This is a genomic window from Streptomyces sp. NPDC001781, from assembly GCF_053596035.1.
This window is the reverse complement of sequence record NZ_JBSFFI010000108.1, coordinates 1-1075: the sequence shown is the minus strand read 5'-3', so window position 1 is coordinate 1075 and position 1075 is coordinate 1. Positions and strand designations below refer to the sequence as shown.

General features: G+C 57.4%; 1 rRNA gene. It reads right to left on the bottom strand.

From position 1 onward, the window contains the following. Positions 1 to 1075 (bottom strand): 23S ribosomal RNA (locus ACWCV3_RS29030); the annotation flags it as partial.

Sequence of the window (1075 nt, the reverse complement as noted above, 5' to 3'; positions counted from 1 at the left end):
CAAGGCGGATTTGCCTACCTTGCGTCCTACACCCTTACCCCAGGACAACCACCGCCTGGGCTGGACTACCTTCCTGCGTCACCCCATCACTCACCTACTAACCGCTTGGGCCGGCGGCTCCACCACTCCCCTCAACTCCGAAGAGATCAGGGCGGCTTCACGGCCTTAGCATCACGATGCTCGATGTTTGACGCTTCACAGCGGGTACCGGAATATCAACCGGTTATCCATCGACTACGCCTGTCGGCCTCGCCTTAGGTCCCGACTTACCCTGGGCAGATCAGCTTGACCCAGGAACCCTTAGTCAATCGGCGCAAACGTTTCTCACGTTTGTATCGCTACTCATGCCTGCATTCTCACTCGTCAACCGTCCACAACTCGCTTCCGCGGCTGCTTCACCCGGCAGACGACGCTCCCCTACCCATCACAGCACCCGTTGGGGCTATCTGCTGCAATGACACGACTTCGGCGGTACGCTTGAGCCCCGCTACATTGTCGGCGCGGAATCACTAGACCAGTGAGCTATTACGCACTCTTTCAAGGGTGGCTGCTTCTAAGCCAACCTCCTGGTTGTCTCTGCGACTCCACATCCTTTCCCACTTAGCGTACGCTTAGGGGCCTTAGTCGATGCTCTGGGCTGTTTCCCTCTCGACCATGGAGCTTATCCCCCACAGTCTCACTGCCGTGCTCTCACTTACCGGCATTCGGAGTTTGGCTAAGGTCAGTAACCCGGTAGGGCCCATCGCCTATCCAGTGCTCTACCTCCGGCAAGAAACACACGACGCTGCACCTAAATGCATTTCGGGGAGAACCAGCTATCACGGAGTTTGATTGGCCTTTCACCCCTAACCACAGGTCATCCCCCAGGTTTTCAACCCTGGTGGGTTCGGTCCTCCACGAAGTCTTACCTCCGCTTCAACCTGCCCATGGCTAGATCACTCCGCTTCGGGTCTTGAGCGCGCTACTGAATCGCCCTGTTCGGACTCGCTTTCGCTACGGCTTCCCCACACGGGTTAACCTCGCAACACACCGCAAACTCGCAGGCTCATTCTTCAAAAGGCACGCAGTCACGAGA